Source organism: Candidatus Hydrogenedentota bacterium (assembly GCA_013359265.1).
GTDB lineage: Bacteria > Hydrogenedentota > Hydrogenedentia > Hydrogenedentales > SLHB01 > JABWCD01.
Genome location: JABWCD010000016.1, coordinates 120,644 through 143,065, shown reverse-complemented (window position 1 = coordinate 143,065; position 22,422 = coordinate 120,644). Strand labels below are relative to the sequence as shown.

Annotated in this window: 19 protein-coding genes and 1 tRNA gene; 10 read left to right on the top strand and 10 right to left on the bottom strand. The window is 60.5% G+C overall.

What is annotated here, in order from left to right:
* Positions 1-15 precede the first annotated feature (15 nt).
* The gene (locus tag HUU46_15285; GenBank protein NUM55009.1) at positions 16-834 is read right to left on the bottom strand and encodes a hypothetical protein; all 819 of its coding nucleotides are present in this window, start codon (positions 832-834) and stop codon (positions 16-18) included.
* A gap of 140 nt (positions 835-974) precedes the next feature.
* On the opposite strand from HUU46_15285, the gene HUU46_15280 reads away from it, so the two are divergent.
* Complete coding sequence (locus HUU46_15280; GenBank protein NUM55008.1) at positions 975-1,550, top strand: YceI family protein; 576 nt, start codon at positions 975-977, stop codon at positions 1,548-1,550.
* Positions 1,551-1,557: 7 nt separating this feature from the next.
* Here the strand turns inward: HUU46_15280 and HUU46_15275 are convergent, their stop codons facing one another.
* Positions 1,558-2,004: a DUF1569 domain-containing protein gene (locus HUU46_15275; GenBank protein ID NUM55007.1), complete on the bottom strand. Its 447-nt coding sequence runs from the start codon at positions 2,002-2,004 to the stop codon at positions 1,558-1,560.
* A gap of 82 nt (positions 2,005-2,086) precedes the next feature.
* Here HUU46_15275 and HUU46_15270 point away from each other — a divergent pair, with 82 nt between their 5' ends.
* From HUU46_15270 to HUU46_15230, 9 genes are all read left to right on the top strand, one after another.
* The gene (locus tag HUU46_15270) at positions 2,087-2,956 is read left to right on the top strand and encodes a hypothetical protein (GenBank protein ID NUM55006.1); all 870 of its coding nucleotides are present in this window, start codon (positions 2,087-2,089) and stop codon (positions 2,954-2,956) included.
* 94 nt (positions 2,957-3,050) lie between these two features.
* Positions 3,051-5,045 (top strand): 9-O-acetylesterase, encoded by a 1,995-nt coding sequence (locus HUU46_15265; GenBank protein NUM55005.1) that lies wholly within the window; start codon positions 3,051-3,053, stop codon positions 5,043-5,045.
* 127 nt (positions 5,046-5,172) lie between these two features.
* Positions 5,173-5,259 (top strand) — tRNA-Leu (locus tag HUU46_15260).
* An 86-nt stretch (positions 5,260-5,345) separates the two neighbouring features.
* Positions 5,346-5,543: a hypothetical protein gene (locus HUU46_15255; protein ID NUM55004.1), complete on the top strand. Its 198-nt coding sequence runs from the start codon at positions 5,346-5,348 to the stop codon at positions 5,541-5,543.
* Positions 5,544-5,721: 178 nt separating this feature from the next.
* Positions 5,722-7,062, top strand: a complete 1,341-nt coding sequence (locus tag HUU46_15250) for a Gfo/Idh/MocA family oxidoreductase (protein ID NUM55003.1) — start codon at positions 5,722-5,724, stop codon at positions 7,060-7,062.
* 291 nt (positions 7,063-7,353) lie between these two features.
* Positions 7,354-8,343 carry a hypothetical protein gene (locus HUU46_15245; GenBank protein ID NUM55002.1) on the top strand — a complete coding sequence of 330 codons (990 nt, stop codon included), beginning with the start codon at positions 7,354-7,356 and terminating at the stop codon, positions 8,341-8,343.
* Between the two features lie 37 nt (positions 8,344-8,380).
* Entirely contained in the window at positions 8,381-9,052 is a 672-nt protein-coding gene (locus tag HUU46_15240) for a response regulator transcription factor (protein ID NUM55001.1), read from the top strand.
* Positions 9,053-9,054: 2 nt separating this feature from the next.
* Positions 9,055-10,494, top strand: coding sequence for a hypothetical protein (locus HUU46_15235; GenBank protein NUM55000.1), 1,440 nt, complete (start codon positions 9,055-9,057; stop codon positions 10,492-10,494).
* 57 nt (positions 10,495-10,551) lie between these two features.
* On the top strand, positions 10,552-12,003 hold the full coding sequence (locus HUU46_15230; GenBank protein NUM54999.1) for a hypothetical protein: 1,452 nt from the start codon (positions 10,552-10,554) through the stop codon (positions 12,001-12,003).
* A gap of 43 nt (positions 12,004-12,046) precedes the next feature.
* Here HUU46_15230 and HUU46_15225 read toward each other — a convergent pair whose 3' ends face one another.
* The 8 genes from HUU46_15225 to HUU46_15190 form a co-directional block, all read right to left on the bottom strand.
* The gene (locus tag HUU46_15225) at positions 12,047-13,951 is read right to left on the bottom strand and encodes a PQQ-like beta-propeller repeat protein (protein NUM54998.1); all 1,905 of its coding nucleotides are present in this window, start codon (positions 13,949-13,951) and stop codon (positions 12,047-12,049) included.
* Between the two features lie 36 nt (positions 13,952-13,987).
* Entirely contained in the window at positions 13,988-15,427 is a 1,440-nt protein-coding gene (gene menE, locus HUU46_15220; protein ID NUM54997.1) for an o-succinylbenzoate--CoA ligase, read from the bottom strand.
* Positions 15,420-16,577, bottom strand: coding sequence for an o-succinylbenzoate synthase (menC, locus tag HUU46_15215; GenBank protein NUM54996.1), 1,158 nt, complete (start codon positions 16,575-16,577; stop codon positions 15,420-15,422). The genes menE and menC overlap by 8 nt, the downstream gene beginning before the upstream one ends.
* Positions 16,574-17,461 carry a 1,4-dihydroxy-2-naphthoate polyprenyltransferase gene (locus HUU46_15210; GenBank protein NUM54995.1) on the bottom strand — a complete coding sequence of 296 codons (888 nt, stop codon included), beginning with the start codon at positions 17,459-17,461 and terminating at the stop codon, positions 16,574-16,576. The genes menC and HUU46_15210 overlap by 4 nt, the downstream gene beginning before the upstream one ends.
* Before the next feature lie 97 nt (positions 17,462-17,558).
* Positions 17,559-18,386: a 1,4-dihydroxy-2-naphthoyl-CoA synthase gene (gene menB / locus HUU46_15205; GenBank protein ID NUM54994.1), complete on the bottom strand. Its 828-nt coding sequence runs from the start codon at positions 18,384-18,386 to the stop codon at positions 17,559-17,561.
* A gap of 106 nt (positions 18,387-18,492) precedes the next feature.
* A complete protein-coding gene (menH, locus tag HUU46_15200) occupies positions 18,493-19,287 on the bottom strand; it encodes a 2-succinyl-6-hydroxy-2,4-cyclohexadiene-1-carboxylate synthase (protein NUM54993.1) in 795 nt (264 codons plus the stop codon).
* A gap of 133 nt (positions 19,288-19,420) precedes the next feature.
* Positions 19,421-20,641: a nucleoside permease gene (locus HUU46_15195; GenBank protein NUM54992.1), complete on the bottom strand. Its 1,221-nt coding sequence runs from the start codon at positions 20,639-20,641 to the stop codon at positions 19,421-19,423.
* A gap of 200 nt (positions 20,642-20,841) precedes the next feature.
* On the bottom strand, positions 20,842-22,149 hold the full coding sequence (locus HUU46_15190; protein ID NUM54991.1) for a protein kinase: 1,308 nt from the start codon (positions 22,147-22,149) through the stop codon (positions 20,842-20,844).
* Positions 22,150-22,422 lie beyond the last annotated feature (273 nt).

Here is a 22,422-nt window from a genome sequence, read left to right as displayed (position 1 = left end):
CGCGCGACGCGGGGGCTATCGATTCGGGAAGTCCGTTTCGTACCGCTTTACCAGCGCATCGAGATCGTTCGGCACCACATACAGTACTCCTCGAATTCGCTTCACCTCGCGCGGCCCCAGCCCGCTGATCCGAAAATCTGCGTGAATACAGGTAATAATGCCCTGAAACAGCTCCTGCGTCTGGTCCCACGCCGTGGCCAACAGCCAGTTTCCGTCGGCGGACACGCAGCCGATCAAATTGTTGACCGGCACATCGGGCGAGAGCGGCCGCGGGTTCACGTCGTCGCGATTGATACCGCGCGGAACATAGACCTGCCCGCCCTTGTAGATTGCGTCCTCGGTGCGACGCGTCTTGTCGAGCATCGTCGCGCCGCGCTCGGTGAAGATGAAGCACTTGTCGATGTAGTCGACTCGTCCGCGCCCGGTAAAATCGCCCACGCGCATACAGGGCTGCGCCCAATCGATGTCAACGGGGTTGTCCGTCGTGTTCGTGATTTCGAGGTCGAACGTCACGCAATCGTCCTTTGCGCGGATATCGTGCGTAACCGTCACCCCTCCTTCAACGCTGCTCTCCAATTCGATTCGCGTCTTGTCCGCGCTTACCGCGGCGAGCCGCGTCGTGTGCGGGATGACGGTCTCCTCCCACTTCCGGTTGGTTGATCCCTTCCGGCAAAACGCCTCCAGGTAAAGCGTCTCGACCTTCCCTCCCGGAATGTGCGCCCCCGAAACGGTAAGTATGTTTTCGCGCCACTCGATTTGGATGGGAGCATCGCCCGCCGCCGCCGCGAAGGCCATGGCGAACCCCGAGAATACGATTACCGTTAGCCGCGTCATGGCCGCATTATCCCCCCTATTCGGGCGCGCCGCAATGGCGTGATAGAACGGGGCCGAATGGGAATAAAACCGTATTGCGCGGGCATTTCCTATCCCGCATACCTGGTGCATCTCGATTAAACCCAAGGAAGGAGACTTCTATGTTTCGCTCAATGCTTTCGGCCATCCTGGTTTTCGCATTCTTGTTCGGCGCCGTGTCCGCGTTTGCGGCCGACACGTACGAGATCGATGCCGTCCACTCGAACTACCTGTTTCGCGTCAAGCACCTTGGCGTGAGCTACACCTACGGGCGATTCAACGAGAGCTCCGGAAAGTTCACGATCGATTCTGCCGACTCTTCAAAGAATTCCATCGAGATCGAAGTGAAGACCGACAGTATCGACACCGCAAATGCAGGCCGCGACAAGCACCTCAAAGGGCCGGACTTTTTCAATACTGTCGAGTTTCCGACAATGACGTTCAAGAGCACGTCGTTCAAGAAAAAGGACGACGGCAAATACGACGTTACCGGCGATCTCACGATCCACGGCGTAACGAAATCGGTTACTGCGAGCGCCGAGTTCGTCGGCTCCGGCAAGGGCATGAAGGGTGAACAACGCGCGGGCTGGGACGCAACGCTCGTGATCAACCGCGCGGATTTCGGTATGAACTACATGCCGGACGGCATCGGCACGGAAGTCACCCTGACCATCGCGATCGAAGGCATAAAGAAGTAGCGCGCCCCTACTGTCCGAACTGGCGCAGGTGGTGATCGAAATGCTTGTGGCAGAACACGCCCCAGTCGCGCCCGGTCATCGCGCCGAAAATCGCATGGTCGGCCCACTTGCCGTTGGGGTCGAGCGCCCCAAATCGCTCGACCAAAGCAATGAGCATCTCGACGTCGTTGTGCCAGTCCGCCGGTTTCGTCACAAACGCTTCCGGCGGACCGATGACGCGGCCTTTCGGCCAAGGGACAACGTGAATCGCCAGATACTTAATCCCCGGCCAACGCCGGAAATCGCGAATGGGCGCGGCGGTCGCATCGCCGAGCGTGTGGTGCATCTGGTCAGTCAGATGCGCGATCATTTCCGGCGCGGTCATGCGGCCCCACGCGCGCGGCGCGTCCGGCGTTAGATTCCGAATGCGCCGAAGAAGATTGTTACGGGTGTCTGCGTCAAACATGCTTGGCATAGTTCGCGGCCCCTATTGTGGAGAGGGCATTGTACGCGATCGGACCGAACTCGGCGAATGTGAAACCCGGACGTAGGGCAGCATGGGCCCATTAACGCCCATTCTCGGCGCCGTTGCGCCCGCGGTGGCCGCCGCGCTATGCGCCTTTGCGCTGACCGCGGGCGCCAAGTGTGGAACGCGGCCCGGATTGGCGCATGGTGTCATAGCATTGGCGACGGGTATCGGTGTGGCTGTGGGCGTCGTGTTGATTCTCGGTGCGGCCACGCTGCAACCGCGACAGACCACCGATTGGATTGGTTATATCGCAGTTTTACTTCCCGTGATTGCGTGTATTGAAACAATGCTGTTCGGCCAACGCTCCTCCCGCATCGTATTGCGCGGGGCAGTCACAGTGGCGTTTGTGGCCTTCTTGTTACTCCCGCCCATCCGTAATTCGTGGCCGTGGTATTCAAGCGTCGCTTGGGTCGCCGCCATCGCCGCGCTCATCGTTGTTATGTGGGAATTGCACGACAGTTCGGCCCGCCGCGACAATTCTGCGTTGCCGGCAGCTATCCTGCTGATAGCGCTCACCGGCGGCAGCATCGTGATGGTGTTGGGAGGCAGCGCGAAACTCGCGCAACTTGCGGGCGCAGTGGTGTCGGCCTTTGGCGGAATCGCTGCTCTAACGTGGCTCAATCCACGACGCTTCCCTGTCGCCGGCGCCATAGCCGTGGCATGGCCCGCCTCCACGTTCATCTGGCTGCTTGGCCACATCTACTCCGAAGCGCCGCTGGTTCCATTGTGCCTTGTGCTGGCTGCCAGTTCGGCGTCGGTGGCACAACGGATGCAATGGCTGCGTCAACGCGCGGCGTGGCAACGGTTCTTCGTGTGCGCTCTGGCGTCTAGTGTACTCGCGGCGGCAGCGGTGCTTCTTGCATACCGATCCTACGAATCCTCCGATTACGGATACTGACTACCCCACATTCCGGCCCAAGCGATTCGCTTGATCCCCAAACGGTTTCCGAGTAGAACGGCGTCGTACCCAACGATTCCCTACGAGGTGCGCCATGCGACGATTCGTCCTTTCAGTGATTGCTGTCGCGATTTCCGGCTGCCACACGCTTGGCCAACGGCCCGATTCAACACTTGCGCTTCCCGCCCTGTTCTCCGATGGCATGGTCTTGCAGCAGGGCAAGCCCGTGGCGATCTGGGGCAAGGCCGCGCCGGGCACGCGCGTGCGCGTCAGCATGGAAGGCAGACGCTCAAAAGCAATGGCGAACGAGGCGGGCCGCTGGCAGCTCTACCTCGAGTCGCTCGACGCGGGCGGCCCCTACGCACTCGAGGTACGCGCGGGCCGCACGCGCAAAGTCATTCGGGACGTACTCGTGGGCGAAGTGTGGCTATGCTCCGGCCAATCGAATATGGCGATGTCCATGCAGCCGGGGCCGCGCGCGGTGCTCAACGTGGAACAGGAACTCGCCGCGGCCAACTATCCCACGATTCGGTTGTTCGACGTGCCGCGCACAACGAAATTCGCACCGCAGGACGATTGCCCCGGCGCAGCGTGGCAGGTATGCACGCCGGAGACTGTGAAAGCGTTTTCGGCCGTCGGCTATTTCTTTGGACGCGACACGCAGCGCGAACTTAATGTACCAATTGGTCTCATCAATGCGTCGCGCGGCGCTTCGCCCGCCGAGGCGTGGACGAGCAAATCCGCGCTTCGCGCGCTGGCCGATTGGGGGCCGGTGATCGATCTCATGCCCAAGCTCATTGCGGCGTCGGCAGCCAGTGGACAGGAATTCGAGCAGAAGTCCGGGCAGTGGTTTGCCGATTTGGATTCGCTCGATCTCGGGTACGCCGACGGCAAGGCAATTTGGGCCGATCCGGAATTCGATGCGCGCGACTGGTCCACCCTTACTACTCCGGGCGTCTGGGAGGACCAAGGATTTCCGAACCTCGACGGCTTCGCGTGGTACCGCAAGGAGATCGAGCTACCCGAATCTTGGGCGAAGCACCCGCTCCGTTTGCACCTCACAGGCCTCAACGATTCCGACCGGACGTGGTTCAACGGCGAAGTAATCGGACAAGGCGAAGGCGCCGGTAATCGCCACGAGTATGCGGTGCCGGCCCATCTCGTGCGCGCGGGCCGGAACGTGATCGCGGTCCGCGTGTACGACATGGGCAATGTTGGAGGGTTCGTCGGCGCTGCAACCGATCTGCACCTCGACCTCGAAGGGGCGCCTGCGTCCGATTCCGTCTCCCTTGCGGGAGACTGGAGATTCAAACCGGGCATGGACCTCGCCACCGCTCCGGCGAAGCCCGTGCCGCCCGTCTACGTCGAGACGAACCACCGCCTTCCAAGCGTATTGTTCAACGGTATGATCGCGCCGCTCGTGCCGTACGGCCTGCGCGGCGTCCTGTGGTACCAGGGCGAAAGCAACGCGAGCCGCGCACGTCAATACCGCACGTTGTTTCCGGCGCTGATCAACGATTGGCGCGCGGCGTTTCGCCAGGGCGATCTGCCGTTTCTGTTCGTGCAACTCGCGAGTTACGGGGCGCAAACTTCCGATGCGAATGCGCAGTCGCCGTTCGCCGAACTGCGCGACGCGCAGGCCCATGCGTCGCATGCGCCGAACACCGGCATGGCCGTGACCATCGACATCGGCGACGCCGAAAACATTCATCCGCGCAACAAACAGGACGTTGGGAAACGCCTCGCGCTGCTTGCGCTGAAACAGGTCTACGCGCAAAACGTCGCGGCGAACGGCCCGTCGATTCGGGATGCGTCCGTAACCGGAAGCGTTGTGCACGTCCGGTTCGATCACACCGACGGCGGCCTAAGCACATCGGATGGCGCGCCCCCGCGCGGTTTTGCAGTGGCGGGAATCGACAACATCTTCCACTGGGCCGACGCGCGGATCGAAAACAACCTCGTCGTTCTAACGTGCGCGCACGTGGCCGAACCGCGCTACGTGCGCTACGCTTGGGCGGACAACCCGGACTGCAATCTCCGCAACGCCGCCGGGCTTCCCTGCGCGCCGTTCCAAATCGAAGTGAAATAGGCGAATCGCGGCGCGGGCACATTCAGCCGGATCTCGCTGCGACGCGATATCAGACGGCGTCACTACTCCGAGTCCCGCGAAGCCTTTGCAAAGTTCGCCCGTCGAATCTTATAATCATGCAATCCGTGCCGGGGTGGCGAAATTGGCAGACGCGCCGGACTCAAAATCCGGTTCCCGCAAGGGAGTGGGGGTTCAAGTCCCTTCCCCGGCACCAGTTTTGGTTACGTGTCTCGACCGCCGCGAATCGCTGAACTCGCTTTCCCGGCGGAGGCGCCCGATCGCCTGTCAATTCACTGCTCAATGACTACTAAGAAACGCAAGCCGAGCCGGGTCTGGCTTACCGCAAATCTGTGTCTCGCAGCCGCGGCGTTATTCATCACGTCGCTGTACGTCATCGGCTGCATCCAGCAAGCGCGCGGCAAATACCGTCATGAGCGTGACACGCGCGACCACGTCAAGGGCCAAGTCCAACCCGTCCCCCACGAGCGCAACAAATAGCGCTGAGTATGCGCCGACTCGTACCCGCCCGGGACATGCATGACAGGAGCCGGCCCAATCGCGATCCGGCGCGGCCGGCATCGAACTCGCAAACGCTCCTATGAAATAATGCAATGGGGCACGACGAGTGCGTCAACGCTTCCCTCGAGAAGATTCCGTGCCCCGTTTGGGGGGTATCATGGGACACAGTGACCGCAGGGCATTCTTGAAGTATTCGACGTGTACGGCCGCCGCCGCGCTGGCGGGACCGTTTATCGCGGCGTCGCGCGCGAGCGCAAACGACCGGATTCGCGCAGCAGTCGTGGGTGTCAGGGGGCGCGGCGTGGACCACATGTCCAGTCTCAACCGGCTGGGCAAGGCCAACGTAGAGTTGGTGGCTATCTGCGACTGTTACGAGAATACGGTGAACGAACGCGCCGGGCAATTCGAAAAACAGTTCGGCAAGAAGTTGCGGACGTGCATCGACATGCGGGACATCTTCGCCGATAAGGACATCGACGTCGTCACGTTCGCCATACCGAACCACTGGCACGCTCTCGCGACCATCTGGGCATGCGAAGCGGGCAAGGACGTCTACATCGAGAAACCCGCGGCCCATACCATCGAAGAAGGCCGCAGAATGGTCGAGACCGCGCGTAAACACAAACGCATTGTTCAAGTCGGCACACAATGCCGCAGCAGCGCGAACATTGCCGAGGGAATCCGTAAACTCCACGAGGGCGTCATCGGCGAGGTGTACATGGCGCGGGGCATCGCCTTCAAGCTGCGCGACACCATGGGGCACCCGAAGGATATACCGGTCCCGGAAAGTCTTGACTGGGACCTGTGGCTCGGTCCGGCCGCAGACCGCCCCTACGCCGACATCTGGTACTACCAATGGAACAACTTTTGGGATTTCGGCGACGGACAGATCGGGAACCAGGGCGTACATCAGATTGACGTGATGCGCTGGGGCCTCAAGCTCGATTCACACGCGTCGATGGTGCAGTCGATGGGCGGCGCACTGGTCCACGACGAATACCGCGAGACGCCAAACATGCAGAGCGCATCGTGGACGTTTGACGGGCGCAAGACTTTCGCCCAGTTCGAGGTCCGGCAGTGGTACACAACGACCGAGGCCGGCATGGGCGACGAGTATCCTTTCGTCGACGGCGAAAGCGTCGTCGGCGTGACTTTTTTCGGCAGCGATGGCTTCATGATCATTCCCGACTACAGCAGTTACCACACGTTCATGGGCGCGAAACGCACGCCGGGCCCGTCGAACTCCGATCCCAAGAATCCAATGGGCGACCTCCCCCACTTCGAGAACTTCATCAACGCAGTCCGCAGCCGCAAGCACGAGGACCTGAACGCCGACATCGAAGAGGGCCATCTTGGCGCTGCGATGTTCCACCTTGCGAATATCGCGTATCGCACGGGCAAGACGCTGCGCTTCGATCCCAAGACCGAACGCTTCACGGACGACGATGCGAACAGACTACTGGGTCGGACATACAGACCACCGTACACAATTCACTGAATGCCCGTGGAGGCCGGGCATGACGGCATTATGTACTTCTACCTATTTGCCCATCGTGTTGCACACGCCGCGTGATGTCCCCATGCTGCGAAACGACCCCTGTTTGGTTGACATACGCCGGCGTTTGTGCGAATCACGAGAAAGCGTGTTTGTGCGGTGTACTCATCGAGCCGTGGGGTCTTGAGGGCGCGCTCTCCACCCCCGTTCATCTTCCCTTCATCTAGGATTGCTATCGTTTCTTTCGTCGGCCGGGCACGACGGGCGCGCCGGGCACTTGAAAGGAGTCTCACCATGATTCGTACATCGTCGTTTTGGACCGCCTGTGTTGCGGGGTTGGTCCTGGTTTGCGCATCGGTACTTGCGGTGTTCGCGGCGGACGACAAACGCGGGGACGAAGCGGAGCCCGGCGAAAAGAAAGTTTCGCTGGACTCGCTGCCGGAGGTCGTGCGCCAGGCCATCCTGAAAGAGGCAGGAAACGGGAAAATCGAGGACATCGCCGAGATGTCGCGGAATGGCCAGACCTTCTATGAATTCGATGTAGTGGCCGATGGGAGGGAAACCGAAATTCACATCGGTACCGACGGAAAGCTCCTCGGCAAGAAGGACGAGGGCGCCGCACGCGGCAAATTGGCCGCGAAAGCGCGGCAACACCGGGTTGAGTTTACGAACACGTTTGGCCTGGAGAAGTGCACGTTCGCAACCACCGGGCGAAACGCGTATTTCATCCTCGAACCGGGATACCAACTCACCTTGGAACACAAAGACGGCGATGAGACAGAACAGCTCGTCATTACGGTGCTGAACGAAACGGAAAAGGTCGGTGGTATCGAGACACGCGTTGTCGAAGAACGCGAATCGGAGAACGGCGAACTGAAAGAAGTCTCGCGCAACTATTTCGCGTTCTGCAACGAGAATCGCGGCATTTTCTATTTCGGCGAACAAACGACGAAATACAAGAACGGCCAACCCGGAATCGCGAATGACTCGTGGCGCGCGGACAGCGCGGACTGCAAGCCGGGCCTTGCCATGCCGGGCCTCGTACTCGTTGGATCGCGCTACTACCAGGAGTGGGACCCGAAAGCGGCGATGGACCGCGCAGAGATTGTCGCGTTGGACGAAACGCTGGAAACGCCCGCAGGCACGTTTGAGCACTGTCTAAAAGTGCAGGAATCGAATCCGCTGGAAGGGGACGAGGAAGAGTTCAAGCTGTATGCGCCGGGAATCGGGTTGATTCAGGACGAAGACCTCCTGCTCACGAAATTCGGAACGATAACCCTGTAGTATTTGCTCGCACCCCCTACCGGGAGTCAACCGCGGCATGAGAGTCTTACTGATCGAGGACTACGGACCGCTGCGCAAGTCCGTGACCCAAGGACTACGCGAGGCCGGGTTCGCCGTCGATGCCACCAAGGACGGCGACGAGGGCCTCGCGTATGCCGAAGCGGGCGACTATGACGCGATCCTCCTCGACCTTATGCTGCCTAAAATGGATGGTTTGACCTTGCTCAAACGGCTCCGAGAGAGCGGCAACGCAGTTCACATCCTTGTTCTGACGGCGAAAGACACTCTCGAGGATCGCGTAACGGGACTGAACCTGGGCGCGGACGACTATCTCGTGAAGCCGTTTGCGTTCGAAGAGTTGCTCGCGCGCATTCACGCGCTCGTGCGGCGGAAGTACAACGCCAAATCGTCAACAATACGCATCGGCGACTTGCAGATCGATCGGACCGCGAAGACCGTATCGCGCGCGGGACACCCAATCGATCTGACCGCGCACGAATACTCCATCCTCGAAATCCTCGCGCTGAAGGCCGAAAGCGTCGTCACGCGTTCCATGATTTGGGACCGCATCTATACCTTCGATGCCGAGCCGAACAGCAACGTAATCGAAGTGTTCATCGGCAATTTGCGAAAGAAACTCGAACGCGATGGGTTGCCGCGGCTCATTCATACGCGCCGCGGTCTCGGTTACGTGCTTCGGGAGCCGTAGGGATGCAGTCGATCCGCAAGCAACTCCTTATCGGCGCGATCGGCGCGATGGTCGCCCTTCTGGTCGCGTCGGGCACATTCCTGTTTATTATGGTGCGCAAGAGCCTGCTCGATCAGTTTGACGATGCGCTCGTCGAGCAAGCGGAAGTGTTGTCGTCCGGCGTTGAAATCAAATCGGGACTTGTTGTCTTCGACAACGAGGACTTCGACATGGACGAGTTTCAGCGAGACGACGGCGGCGCGTACCTGCAAATATTCACGGACGGAGACGTAGTCGTATATCGGTCTCCTTCCCTCAAAGAAACCAGTCTTACGTACGGGCCGGATGAAAACGAGGGGCCGGTGATCGGCTGGATCGACCTGCCCGGCGGGCGGAACGGACGCGCCGCATACCTCTACTTCGCGCCCGCCATTGACGAGGAAGACAACTCCGAATCGGAAATCGCAATGGCCACCGCGCGGCGCGACCGGATCGAGCTGATTCTGGCCCGCGATATTGCACCGGTCATGGCCACGCTCGGGCGCCTGGAGTTGATTCTGCTGGCGTTCGGCGCCGGCACAATCGCCATAGCCGCGGCGCTCCTCCACGCCGTAATCAACCGCGCGATAACGCCGCTCGATGCGCTCGCGTCGGCGATAGGCACGGTCAAGCCCGACGACCTATCAACTGTCATCGCTATTCGGGGATGTCCTGCCGAATTAAGGCCTGTCGTGGACCGGCTGAATGAGATGCTCGCATGCCTGAAGCAGGCGTTCGATCGCGAGCGCGGCTTCAGTGCGGACGTTGCGCACGAATTGCGCACGCCATTGGCCGGCATTCGATCGACGCTCGAAGTCGCGCTATCGCGCGAACGCACCGCGCCAGAGTACGAGTCCACGCTGAGAGACTGCCTCGACGTTGCGGACGACATGCAGGCAATGGTGGAGAACCTGCTTACGTTGGCGCGGCTCGATTCGGGCGAGTTCGAGGTCGTCCCGGAAGAGACGACGCTCGACACGCTCCTCGAGTCCACGTTCGCGCCGATGCGATCCGATTTTGCCGCGCGGTCCATCAATGTGCATTGGCACGTTGAGAAAGACCTCCAACTCGAGTCCGACACGGCCCTGTTGCGCATTGTCGCGCGAAACGTGTTCGACAATGCGCTCTCGTACACCAACGATGGCGGCTGGGTGGACATAGCGGCACGGAGTAACGGCGCGCGCGCGGTGTTGCGCGTGCGCAATTCCGGGTGCGGTATTTCGCGGGAGCAGGCCAAGAATGTATTCGGCCGGTTCTGGCAGGGAGATACTTCGCGCAGCATGACGGGCGCGCACTACGGACTCGGCCTGTCGCTGGTCCAAAAGATCGCGATCACCCTCGGAGGCACAGCCGAGGTGGAACTGGGCGAGGACGGCGTTTTCGGAATAAACATTACGGTTCCCAAGACGATGCTCCGCGCCTGACGTGTAACGGGGTCAATCCTGACCGTTTCTCCCGGGTTGACCTGAAAGGAAGCAGACATGAACATCGCGAAGCGAAGGAAACTGTTTCGGCCCTTCTTGGTGACCGCAGCGTTCTGCGTGATCGCCGCGCTGGCAGGTTGTCCCCACCCGCCGCGCGGGGTACTGAAAGAGGCCAAACTGCTGATTGAACATAATGCGACGGATGAAGACACCGGATTCCAGGCCTTCGCGGACGGAGAGCCGTGGAATAACCTCTCGATTTGCGGTCCGCATTTTCGCCAGATTCTACGGGTGTGTGCCGGCGGCGGATTGCGCGATTTCGGGCTGACGGAGCTGTTTTTCGAAACCAACGAACCGGCGAATGCCGATGTGCCGATCGATGACGTCCTTGCGCGGATGCCCGAAGGAGACTACCGATTCGCCGCGCACACCGTGGGTGCTCCCGCGAGCATGGGAACGGCTTTGTTGACGCACGCAATCCCGATGGGGCCGGAAATCCTGACGCCTGGCAAAGTCGAAAAAGGACTCGATCCGGCCAATGTCTTCATTTCCTGGGAGGCTGTCTCCGAGGATATTCATGGCGGAGCGGCTACCATTGTCGGTTATCAAGTGATTGTGGAAGAGGACGCGGAGCCCGAGTTTCCGCAAGGGTTTTACCGGCCGTGGATGAGCATCCACGTGCCTGCGTCAGTCACCGAGGTCAACGTCCCATCGGAGTTCTTGGAGGACGATGCCTGCTATAAGTTCGAGGTGCTGGCGATTGAGGAGTCGGGAAACCAGACACTTTCCTCCGGTGAGTTCGAGACCGGACAAGGCTGCGCCGCAAAGGCTGTGAAAGGCAATGGGCCGCCCGCGTTAACGGCGGCGAAGCTCTTAATTGAGCACAACGCGACCGACGAGGACACAGGTTTCCAAGGTTTCGGCGATGGCGAACCCTGGAACCGGCTGACGATTACGGGGCCCGATAATCAGACGATTGTTACCGTCACGCCGAAAGGCAGTCTCTTCAATTTCGGGCTTACGGAACTGTTCTTCGAGACGAACGAGCCGCCGAACGCGGATGTCCCGATCGAAGACGTGCTGGCGCGGCTTCCGGAGGGCACGTACACATTCGAGGCCGGCCACGTGAACGGCGCGAAGAGCTTGCTGACGGCGGACTTTTCGCACACGATTCCCGCGGGGCCAGTGCTCGTCAGCCCCGAAGACGGGGACGAGAATGTGAATCCCGACGCCGTGGTTATCGAATGGGAACCGGTCACATCTGCCATCAAAGGCGGCCAAGCGATCACGATCGCCGGATACCAGGTGATCGTGGAGTTGGACAAGAAGCCGCGGTTTCCCAATGCCTTTGCTCAGCCGGAGTTCAACATCTTCATGCCTGGAACGGCGACCAGTGTCAGTGTGCCTGCCGCGTTCTTCGAAAGCGGCAAACCCTACGCATATGAAGTGTTGGCGATTGAGGAGACGGGCAATCAGACTCTCTCCGCGGCGGAGTTCCGGACCAAATAGCAGTTGCGCGGGGTGCGGAATGGGCTTGCCGCACCCCGCCGACTTACTTCCAGTTATAGCGAATCAACTCCGCCTTGTCGCCGAAGTAGATTCCACGATCGTCGATGGCGAATCCGCAGCGGATGGAATTGGGATATTCGGCCAGGACAGTTGTGGCGAACGTTTCGGGATCGAGGCGGAAGATTTCCCTGTTCGCGACGCCGTAGAGCAGTCCATCTTTCCAAAGCCCAAGCGACACGTCGAGCACTGACCCAACACCAAGGCTCGACTTGTGCACGATCTCATTTTTGTCGATGTCGTATGCGAAGAGATCGTCGCCGTTTGCGATTCCGTAGACGCGACGACCGACAATCGCGATTGCGCGAATGTACTCGGATTTTTCATAGGGGACCATTTCCCCAACGAGCTTCTTCTGCTGTGGATCGAAGACGAAGAATTTCGCTTCAGTTTGCGTGGGCGTCGTTCCGCCGCCGCCGTGAATACTCGTGCCGCCGAAGAGCATCCCGCTCGTTGCATCGTAGGCAAGCGCCGCGATGGACTGGTCCGCGATGAGCGGATGGTAATTCTCGACCAACTTATCTTGCACCGGGTCCCACACGCCGAGCGCGCCACCGAGCCGGCCGTATTCCGGAAAGCTTCCGATGTAAATCCAGTCGTTCGGGCCGTGCACCATCGCGCGCGGGCGCAGATGCCCGGGCCCGAGTCTGCCAAACGCCCGCGGATTGTTCGCCGCTTCCGGTCCGTAGTTCCACGGTTTCGTTGGATCGTACTTCGACAAGAACGAGCCGGGATACGCGCACAAGTACAGAACGCCGTGGTGGTCGAGGAACGAATAAATCTCGCCGCCGACGTCCGTTGGGTTGCCGGGGTTTTCGAGCGCGCCCGTCGCAGGTTCGTACCAAAACATCTCGAGTGGCATGAATGTTCCGCCGTAGATTCGTCCGGGCGGGCCATTCGCAACTTGGAACAACCCCGCGCCGTCGCCTGCGTACTTAAACGTCTTATGCGCGACGCTGCCGTCGGGCAATGTCAGGTCGTAGGCGCCGTTCAGCGTGACGTTGGAAACGACGCGGCCATCCTTCAGCGTCAGATTGGCCGCCATCGCCGGGACGTTCGGCTCTTCGGTCAGCGTTCCATCCGGCTGCACCTTGAGTGTTACGGAAACGGCGCGCTTAATCTCGCCGTTTTCGGGATCGCCGTTAACCACTTCCATTTTCGTCGCGGAAACGTACACGTTTCCGTCAGCGCCTTTCGAGACGGACGTCTGAATTTGCGCCGGGTCGCCACGGTACGCGTCAGGCAGAATTGACTTGTGCCCGCGCGTCTTCGGATCGTAGACAACCAGGTTTGCCTTGCCGTAGCCGATGGCGACGTAAATCTTTCCGTCCGGACCCGCGGCGACGCTGCGCGAGTACATCATCTCGTCGTCCATGCGGCCGAGGTCTTCCATCGCGCCGGACTTCGGGTCGTACGATACGAGCTTGGCGTTCGGATACGTGCAGCCGTATAGCTTCTCGTCGGGACCGATACAGAACTGCCAAAGGTAGGTTTCCGTTTCCGAGGGCCTGCCTACAATCTCGATCTGCTTGTCAGGTTGTCTCGGGTCGAATACAAGCAACTGTCCGTTATCCGACGCATCGGGACCTTCGTGCGTGCCGAGGTAAATCTTGTTGTCCGGCCCGACGATGAACCCCCAGGCGCCCGTGCCCACCGGGGATTTGAACTGTTCGGACGCGCCGGTATCGGGATCGATCGCGACGAGAAACAGCTTGCCGCCGTCCTGGCGAAAATTGACGTAAATGCGCTCCGATCCGTCCGTCGGGCCCGGGCCAACGAGTACGCCCATGACGCCCGCTTTCAACACGGGTTTACCGAGCGACTCGAACGGCGCGGGGAGCGGATCCGCCATCGCGCAAACGGCGAACGCCACCAGCAGATAGGTTCTCATGCAAGCTCCCCAGGGTAAATGCGTGCGCGAGCGCCGCTACGGATTCGTTCCCGTCGTCTTCTTCGCAATGCCGGACAGCAGACTGCGGTTCACCTTCATGTTCGTGTCCGCTTCGTCCGGCCAGTTCAGGAACGTGAACGGGATTTTGTACTTTGGCAGTTGCCGCGCGAGATGCATCTGCATGGCGGACTGCAGCACGTGGTACTTCTCGTCCTTCTTCACAAATGCCACAAGCCGCGCGCCGAACTCCGCATCTTCAACCGGAACGACGACGCACTGCAAAACGCCGGGCAACTTGCACAGGCATTTCTCGATCTCTTCCGGTTGAACGTTCTCGCCGCCGGAAATGATCATGTTGTCTTTGCGGCCGATTACGTTGAGGTTTCCGTGTTCGTCGAATCGGCCGAGGTCGCCGGTAGCGAACCAGCCCTTGGCGTTCACGGGCAGCGAGATGCCGCCCGGATCGATGTATCCGCGGAACAACGTGCTGCCGCGCACGAGAATCTCGCCGTCTTCGCCAATCATGACCGAATCGGGCCGTAGCGGCGCGCCCGACGTAAGCAGCGTTTCGAGCGACGCCCCCGGCGGCGTCGTCGTCACCTGTGACGCCATTTCCGTAAGCCCATAGGTTGTGTGGACGGGCAAACCCAATTCGTGCGCCTGTCGAAGCAGCGACGCGGAGATTGCGCTTCCACCGAGGAGGATTGCCTTCAATCGCAACAACGCGGCGAGTCCGTTCTTGCTTTGCAGCAGGCGGAACAGTTGCGTCGCCACGAGCGAGACGTGCGTAACCTTGAAGTGGTTGATGTTGTATTCGAGCGATTCGCCGCTCTCGGGCACAACCACCGCCGCCCCGCCGAAGATGCAACGAAAAAGGATGCTCAATCCCGAGACGTGGTACAGCGGAAGCGATAACAGCCAGCGGTCGCCGGGCGACACCGCGATGTTTAGGTTCGACGCGACGGCGTTGTAACAATGGTTTGCGAGCGTGTGCAGTGCAGCCTTCGGTTCGTCCGAACTGCCGGACGTAAAAAGAATCGTCGCCGCCTGGTCCAACCGGAACGCGCTCGGAACGCCCTCGCCCGCGAGATCGACTTTCTTCAGGTCTTCAATGCGCAGCGTCGGCATGTGGCCGAGCCGCACCATCGAGAAAAACTCGTCCACCAACAGCGCCATGCCGCTGATGCGGTGCAGTTGTTCCGCGAGACCGTGGCGCGGGATGCGGGTGTTCAAGAGGCACGCAATGACGCCACGCTGAAAACAGCCCATGAGCAACGCCGGAATGCGCGTGCTCGGGAGCGCAAGGATGCCGATGCGATCGCCGCGGCCGATGCCCGCCGTACCCAGGGCAGCCGAGAGATGGCGCGCGAGTTCGTCGTATTGGCGGTACGAATAGGATTTTTGATCGCCGATGATCGCGGGGAGATCGCCGTAGCGCAGGGCCGCCTTCGTCAACGGCCACGACGATTCAATCATTCGCTACTTCCTCCAAACCGTCCGGCGAAAACCGGGCCGCGATCGCATTGGCCCCGGCAAGGTCAATCGCGCCGCTCACAATCGGCAACGGCGCGTCCAGCACATCGCCGCCGAACCACGCCGCCGTGTCCAAGCCCGCGGGCAACGCCCCGTCGCCCGCGCACGCGGCAAGGTTCGCGAGCGCAACCAGACCTAGACCGGACTCAAATGATGAACTGATGACCAGATCGGCGTCAATCCGGCGCTGCTTCGTGAGCAGGTGCGCTAGATAGGTGAGCGGCATGCCCACGAGCGTCGGCTTTACCACCCACGCGCGCGCCGCGAGGATTGCGCGCAAGAGCGGGTCTGCGTCCGCGGGGACGTGCGCGAACGGATCGAGAAACTCGGCCTGCCGCCATTCGTGCAAGCGGGCCCAACCCGCGTCCTGCAAGGTCTCGTCGACCGCAATGGGTATCGGCGACCGCGCCGCAAATTCGTCCAACCGGTGCGGCTCGTCGATCGGCTCCTCGATGTACGCGATTTCGCAGTCTGCAACTCGCCGCGCAAACTCCAGCGCGTCATCGAAACTCCAGCTACGGTTGGCATCGAGCCGAATTTCGACGCCTTCACCAATCGCGCGGCGTATCCCGCGAACCGATTCGAGGTCCGATTCTATCGCCACGCGGCCGACCTTTAATTTGATTGCTGTATAACCGTTGTGCGCCGCGGACTCGGCGGCGTCCGCGGCGGCAGCCCCGGACGTCGTGATCAACGCGTTGACTGGCACCCGCGTTGCTGGAGACTCCGCTAACAGATCCGCGGGCGACTTCGCATTCGACTGCGCGGCAAGATTCCATAGCGCGCATTCAATCCCAAATCGAACAGACGGCGGAAACGGCTCGCGGTCCCGCAGCGCCGCGCGCGTCGCTGGCGAAGCACCAGCCCGTCGCTCCAGAAACTGGATGCAGCGGCGCGCCGACGCCAGCGCTTCGTCAAGTGTTTCGACGCTAAACTGCGGCAGTGGCGCGATTTCGCCGTAGCCCACGGCCGCTCCATCGCCATGAATCGCGACGACGATTCCGGTTCTGCGGTCAATTGTCGCTCCGCGCAGCTCGAGCGGGTGCGCGCATGGCAGCGAGTACCGATAAAAGTTTGCGCCCGCTAGCTTCATAGCACCCAACAGAGCGAGAATGCGGCGCTGAAAACAAGGAGCAATTTGCCCGTCGCTGCGAGCGCGTTGTTGAGCGTGGGCCCGTCGGTCGAGGCCTGCACGGCTGCCAGCGGACCGCGCGCGACGACCGCGCACGCAACGCAGACCAGCAGGAACCAATAGTCACGCGTGATAAGCGCAAAGTATGCCGGGATGAAAAAGCAGGCGACCGCAACGCAGGCCGAGTACTCCCACCGGGCAAACCTCCTGCCAAACCTCACCGCCAGTGTCCTCTTGCCCCCCAAACGGTCTTGTTCGATGTCCCGCAGGTTATTGACGGTCAACAGTGCCGTGGAGATGAGTCCCGGCGCTACGCTCGCTACAAAAACCGGCATCGATAGTTCCAGTGCGTGAAGGTAATACGTGCCGCATACGGCCACCGGACCAAAGAAGATCAAGACGAAGACATCACCGAGTCCCAAATAGCCGAGCGGAAATGGTCCACCCGTATAGAGAATTCCGCATAGAATCGACACAACTCCTACCGCGAGATATGGCCACCCGCCGCGATAGATGATGTATGCGCCAGGGATCAACGCGAACGCGAACGCCGCCATATAGGCGACGCGCATGGTACCGGGCGTGACCAGGCCCGCCTGCGTCGCGCGCGTCGGGCCGATGCGTTCGGCGGTGTCGGTGCCCTTGACGAAATCGAAGTAGTCGTTGGCGAAGTTGGTCCCGATCTGAATGAGTATCGCGCCGATCAAAGCGCACGCAAACGACGGCCAATGCACACGCCCGAGATCGTGGTACGCGATCGCCGTTCCAATGACCACCGGCGCCACCGCCGCCGGCAAGGTCTTCGGCCGCGCGGCCATTAGCCAAGTATTTAGCATTGAACTCATCGGCGAGGCGGCTTATGTCGGTTCAAGATTTGGATTCCCCGTGCTCCCCGTGTCCCCGTGGTCATCAATTCCTTGTACTCGTTGCGTTCTTTCGCGGCTAGGGAAACCGCTTGAACTTCTTGAAGTCCGGTTTGCGCTTTTCGTTGTATGCGTTGCGGCCTTCCTGCCCTTCTTCGGTCATGTAAAAAAGCATCGTCGCGTTGCCCGCGAGTTCCTGCAATCCGGTTTGCCCATCGCAGTCCGCATTGAGCGCGGCCTTCAAGCAACGAATCGCGATCGGCGAATTCGCCAATATCTCCCGGCACCACTGCACCGTTTCTTCTTCGAGCCGCGCGTACGGCACGACAGTGTTCACGAGTCCCATATCGAGCGCCTGTTGCGCGTTGTATTGCCGGCACAGGTACCAAATCTCGCGCGCCTTCTTCTGGCCCACGATGCGCGCCATATAACTTGCGCCGAACCCGCCGTCAAACGACCCCACCTTCGGTCCGGTCTGCCCAAACACGGCATTGTCCGCCGCAATCGTCAAATCGCACACAAGATGCAGAATATGTCCGCCGCCAATCGCGTAGCCCGCGACCATCGCGATCACCGGTTTCGGACACGTGCGAATCTGCCGCTGGAAATCCAGCACGTTCAGTCGCATCGTGTTCTTCTCGTCGTCTTTGTACCCCGCGTCGCCGCGAATCTTCTGGTCGCCGCCGCTGCAAAACGCCTTCTCGCCTTCGCCGGTCAGGATGACGACCCCGATCTCCTCGTCGAAGCGCGCGTCGTGCAGCGCGTGCATCATCTCGTCGACTGTCAGCGGACGAAACGCATTGCGCACCCGCGGCCGGTTGATAGTGATTTTCGCGATGCCCTCGGCCTTGTGATATTTGATATCCGTGTAGGTGCCGGCCTCGCGCCAGTCGATTTTCTGAGACATTTCATTCCTTCTTGCAGATGTGTTCAGGGTCTAGGGGTCAGGATTCAACAGTGCATCGGTTTGTCTATTCCGCTGAGCCCTGACCCCTGGACCCCAGACCTTGGTCCTACTTCAGAGCGGCCTTCAGAAACGCGTAGATAAGGTCATTATATTCGTCCGGCGCTTCTTCGTGCACGTTGTGTCCCGCTCCGGAGACAATCGCGATTTTCGCTGCACCGCACGCCCCTACCATCTCCCGCGCAACGGCGCAGTACTTGGAGTCCGACTCGCCCGCCACGACAAGCGAAGGGATATGGTTGCCTTGCCACTCGTCCCACATCGGCGGTTGATTGCCAACGCTCATGCCGTGCAGCGCGCGCGCCAATTCGCGCGGGTCGTTACGCATGCGGCCGGCCTTAATGTGCGCCAGCAACTCCGGCCTCGCCGCCAACGATGCAAATAACGGTTGCTCGTACCACGCATCGAGAAAGGCGGCCATTCCCCGGTCTTCGAGCATAGCCGCCCAACGCTCGTCCGCGGCGCGCCGCTCGCCGCGCTCGGCCTGCGAACGCAGTCCCGGCGAGGCCGACTCGATAACCATCGCATCGATTCGCATCGCATAGATCGACGCAAGATACAGCGCCAAACGCCCGCCCATCGAATAACCAACGAGGGAAAACGATGCGGCATCGCATGTATCGATCAAATCGATCACCGCAGTCGCGGCGGCCTGCATTGTGTAGTCATCGTCGCCACCGCCGACGGACCCGCCATGCCCCGGCAAGTCGACCGCGAGACATCGATACGCCCCTCGAAGAGTTTCCGTCGCCTCGCGCCAGTCAGCGCGCGAACCAAGGAACCCGTGGAGAAACACGACGAGCGGTGCGCGTTGGCCGCCATGGATAGAATGGGTGAGTTGCATGACGCGCGTCTTTCCGGCAAAGGCTCAGCGGCCAATCGGACTCAATTGACCTGTCCCAATCCGGACATCACGACACGGAAAATCGGTCACATGATCGTGCATCGAACGACATAATGCGGCGGGTGTACGCAGGTCACGCCGCGGCGTCTTCGGCTTTCTGCGGACCGTTGTCGCGAAACACCAATGCAAACAGAATCGTAATTACGACAGCCATGATGCCGGGAACTAGCCAGATGCCTTCCCAGTTGTGCTCGACTTTGCCCACCGGCTCCGTCAGCTTATAGATGTCCACTATGCGGCCGCTGATGTTCGAACCAATGACCATGCCCGCGCCGTACGTGACAACACCGATGAAACCCTGCGCGCTTGCGCGCACGGTGTCCGGCGCCTTCTTGTCGACGTAGAGCTGGCCGGTGACGAAAAAGAAGTCGTAGCAAATGCCGTGGAGGATAATGCCGACGTACCACATCCACATTCCCGAGGTCGGGTTGCCGTAGGCGAAAAAGAAGTAGCGTATTGCCCACGCCACCATGCCGATCAGCAGCATCTTCTTCACGCCCAATCGAATGAAGAAGAAGGGCATTACCAGCATGAAGAAGACTTCGGACATCTGCCCCATGGTCTGTTTGCCGGCTGCGTTCGAGACTTCATGCGCGTTGAGAAACATGTTCGTGAAGTTGTAGTAGAACGCGAGGGGAATGCAAATGAGCAGCGAACAGACGACGAACACTGCAAAGGAGCGCTCTTTCATCAGTCCCAGCGCTTCGAGTCCGAGCACGTCGCTCACGGTTACCTTCTTACCGCGTGACTTGGGCGGCGTATGGGGCAGCGAAAAGCTGTACAGTCCCATGAGCAGCGAAGAGCCTGCGGCCATCTGGAGCGGAATCGCCGTGTTCTCGACTCCCATCCAGCCAACGAGAAGTCCCGCCACAATCCAACCGAGCGTACCCAACACACGCACCGACGGAAACTCTTTCGACGGGTCTTTCATCTGCTCGAACGAGATCGCATTGACCAGCGAGATTGTAGGCATGTAACACAAAGCATAAGCAAGCGCGACAAAGAAAAACACCGTTGGGTCTTTCACCGTGGAGAGGTACCACATGATACCCGCGCCGGCGAGATGGAGGACTCCGAGGACGCGCTCCGCGGAGAAGAACTTATCCGCAATCATGCCCACAATAAACGGCGCGACAATTGCCCCCCAGTTCGTTGTGCTGTATGCGCTGCCGATGGCCTGACCGCTGAACTTCAGTTCGCCGAGGTAGGTGCCCATCGTGACGAACCAGACGCCCCACACGAAGAATTCGATGAACATCATTACGGACAGTTGCACACGTACGGTCGCGTTCATGCTGGTCGATCTCCCTCACGCGCGCAGTCCGCGCGGCTTCCCCTACTCCATTCCGCCTTCAAGCACCGGCGCGCACCCCGCAGTTTTCCTCGTGCTCGTGCGCGTAATCGTAATCGTAATCGTAATCGGTAAACAATGTTGGGCGAGGCGCGCGAGAAAAGGGCCCAACCGACGCGGGGGCGTTCCCGCCAACAGCACGGTCAATTGCCGTAAACCCGGGCAATCGCGTAGTTCAGCGACGACTCGAGCGCGACGCGCGGCTCAATCGGGACCCCCATCGCCTTCTCGACCTCGTTGATGGCCGTAAAGTCCAGCGGATTGGCCATCGCGAGCAGGATACGCCCGGCGTCCTTCTTGACGGCCAGGCATTTGTGCGCCTCCGCAAATTCGCGTGGGAGCGCCTCGGCAACGTCGCGGTCGATGTTGCTGTCGTCGAGCGAAATAGACTGCATGCGAAGCTGCTTCTCCAGCGCCTCGACGATGTCGCCTTCCTCGGCGTAGCCCAGCCGCATCAAGGTGGCCCCGAGCAATTCCCGCGTCGTTGCGTGGTGCGTGAGCGCCGAATCCAATTGCGGTTTGGTGATAACGCCCGCCTCGACGAGCAGCACGCCAAGTTGCTTGGTGTCCCCCGCGTCCGGCGGCAGCATCAGCGCCTCGGTTTCGCTGTCATGGTCCACGCTCGCGCGCAGTTTCGGGCTGGCCTCCGCGGGAAACGTAACGGGCTGGCGCACGCCTTCGATGGCGCGCTCGACTTCCAACAATTCCCTGCAAAACGCGCCGCAGGAGTTGTGACGGTCTTCACGCTGTTTGCTGAGCGCCTTGAGCAGCACACGGTTGACGGCCTCGTGACAATACGGAATAGGCGACGGCAAACGCTTCTGTATTTGCATGGCGATTGCGCCCTTGTTGAACGGGGGCGCGCCGCTCAGCCACTCGTAGATAGTCGCGGCAAGACTGTACAGATCGCTTCGATGGTCGAGGGGTTCGCCAACCAGTTGTTCCGGACTCATAAACAGCAGGGTGCCGCTGGTCAGATGCCCGGACATACGCGCGCTCGCCTCCCGCGCCGTGCGCGCGATTCCGAAGTCTGCGAGCCGCACCTCGCCGTCCGTCGCCATGAGAATGTTCGCGGGCTTCACGTCGCGGTGAAGAATACCCTGCTTGTGCGCATGATCGAGCGCGCCGCACAACTGCTCGATCCACGGCAGCACCTCCGGCACCGTGTACGGCGTGTCCCGTTCGGACAGCAGCGTCGACATGTTGTTTCCGCCGACGTACTCCATGGTGATGAAGCGGTACCCGTCCATGTCCCAAAACGAGTGTACCGCGACGATGTTGGGGTGCCGCAGTTTGCGGGTGAGAAGGACCTCGCGCTTCAGGTCGGAAATGGCGCGGCGGTCGTCCGCAAACACCTTGTGAAGGACCTTGCAGGCAATGGGTTCGTCGTGGAGTTGGATGTCGGCTGCCAACCAGACGTTGCCCACGGCCCCCCGGCCCAAGTTACGCACCAGGTGGAACCGCCCCCCGAGGAGGTATCCAGGCTCGAAATCTTCTGCCATAGCTGCCGGGTTTGCGTGCTAACTGTTGGTGACAGGGCCAGAACCGGCGCATTGTGCCGAATCTGCTAAAACTCCCCTCGGGAATCGAGCCTAACAACTGCCCGGTTACAATTCAAGGACTGTCAATCTAAAATGAATGCCGCGCAGGCATCTTCGTCCGTTTCGATGAGCGTAGCAGCCGGGTTATGCGATCCGGCGCTCCGCGCCAATGGAGGTGCGTAA

What these genes read in the sequence shown, in the direction of transcription:
- HUU46_15225 (NUM54998.1), bottom strand. Translation starts at nt 13,951, where the DNA reads ATGAGAACCTATCTGCTGGTGGCGTTCGCCGTTTGCGCGATGGCGGAT.
- menH (NUM54993.1), bottom strand. Translation starts at nt 19,287, where the DNA reads ATGCAACTCACCCATTCTATCCATGGCGGCCAACGCGCACCGCTCGTC.
- HUU46_15250 (NUM55003.1), top strand. Translation starts at nt 5,722, where the DNA reads ATGGGACACAGTGACCGCAGGGCATTCTTGAAGTATTCGACGTGTACG.
- HUU46_15265 (NUM55005.1), top strand. Translation starts at nt 3,051, where the DNA reads ATGCGACGATTCGTCCTTTCAGTGATTGCTGTCGCGATTTCCGGCTGC.
- HUU46_15230 (NUM54999.1), top strand. Translation starts at nt 10,552, where the DNA reads ATGAACATCGCGAAGCGAAGGAAACTGTTTCGGCCCTTCTTGGTGACC.
- HUU46_15275 (NUM55007.1), bottom strand. Translation starts at nt 2,004, where the DNA reads ATGCCAAGCATGTTTGACGCAGACACCCGTAACAATCTTCTTCGGCGC.
- HUU46_15195 (NUM54992.1), bottom strand. Translation starts at nt 20,641, where the DNA reads ATGAACGCGACCGTACGTGTGCAACTGTCCGTAATGATGTTCATCGAA.
- HUU46_15210 (NUM54995.1), bottom strand. Translation starts at nt 17,461, where the DNA reads ATGAGTTCAATGCTAAATACTTGGCTAATGGCCGCGCGGCCGAAGACC.
- menC (NUM54996.1), bottom strand. Translation starts at nt 16,577, where the DNA reads ATGAAGCTAGCGGGCGCAAACTTTTATCGGTACTCGCTGCCATGCGCG.
- HUU46_15240 (NUM55001.1), top strand. Translation starts at nt 8,381, where the DNA reads ATGAGAGTCTTACTGATCGAGGACTACGGACCGCTGCGCAAGTCCGTG.
- HUU46_15270 (NUM55006.1), top strand. Translation starts at nt 2,087, where the DNA reads ATGGGCCCATTAACGCCCATTCTCGGCGCCGTTGCGCCCGCGGTGGCC.
- HUU46_15280 (NUM55008.1), top strand. Translation starts at nt 975, where the DNA reads ATGTTTCGCTCAATGCTTTCGGCCATCCTGGTTTTCGCATTCTTGTTC.
- HUU46_15245 (NUM55002.1), top strand. Translation starts at nt 7,354, where the DNA reads ATGATTCGTACATCGTCGTTTTGGACCGCCTGTGTTGCGGGGTTGGTC.
- menE (NUM54997.1), bottom strand. Translation starts at nt 15,427, where the DNA reads ATGATTGAATCGTCGTGGCCGTTGACGAAGGCGGCCCTGCGCTACGGC.
- HUU46_15235 (NUM55000.1), top strand. Translation starts at nt 9,055, where the DNA reads ATGCAGTCGATCCGCAAGCAACTCCTTATCGGCGCGATCGGCGCGATG.
- HUU46_15285 (NUM55009.1), bottom strand. Translation starts at nt 834, where the DNA reads ATGACGCGGCTAACGGTAATCGTATTCTCGGGGTTCGCCATGGCCTTC.
- HUU46_15255 (NUM55004.1), top strand. Translation starts at nt 5,346, where the DNA reads ATGACTACTAAGAAACGCAAGCCGAGCCGGGTCTGGCTTACCGCAAAT.
- menB (NUM54994.1), bottom strand. Translation starts at nt 18,386, where the DNA reads ATGTCTCAGAAAATCGACTGGCGCGAGGCCGGCACCTACACGGATATC.